The sequence below is a fragment of the Streptococcus sp. HMSC070B10 genome (assembly GCF_001808665.1).
GTDB lineage: Bacteria > Bacillota > Bacilli > Lactobacillales > Streptococcaceae > Streptococcus.
The window spans coordinates 1-316 of the sequence record NZ_KV794195.1 but is presented as its reverse complement, the minus strand read 5'-3'; the positions used below and the strand labels follow the sequence as shown (position 1 = coordinate 316).

At 39.2% G+C, this 316-nt stretch carries 1 pseudogene; it reads right to left on the bottom strand.

Annotated elements, in window-relative coordinates:
• Positions 1 to 316 (bottom strand): annotated as a pseudogene (locus HMPREF2613_RS06385) (N-acetylmuramoyl-L-alanine amidase family protein); the annotation flags it as partial.

The window sequence follows — 316 nt, the reverse complement described above, 5'->3', positions numbered from 1 at the left end:
CATTCATTCTTGGCCATCTTTCCATCTGATTTGAGGTAATAATTTCCTACCCATTTATTGCGAGCAGAGCTTCCTTCTGCTGTTAGATAATAATAGGAACCATGCTTTTTATCATAAATCCAGTCACTTTTAACCTTTTTTCCATCAGAATCAACATAATAACGACCACCATCTACCCATTGATTTTTAGCTCTCTTCCCATCTGATTTGAGGTAGTAATTTCCTACCCAGCCAGTCTGAACTTTAGATTGTGATTTATCCTGTTTAGGAGTTGTTTCTTTAGGTTTTGGTGCCGGCTTCAGCGCGGGTTTCGGTG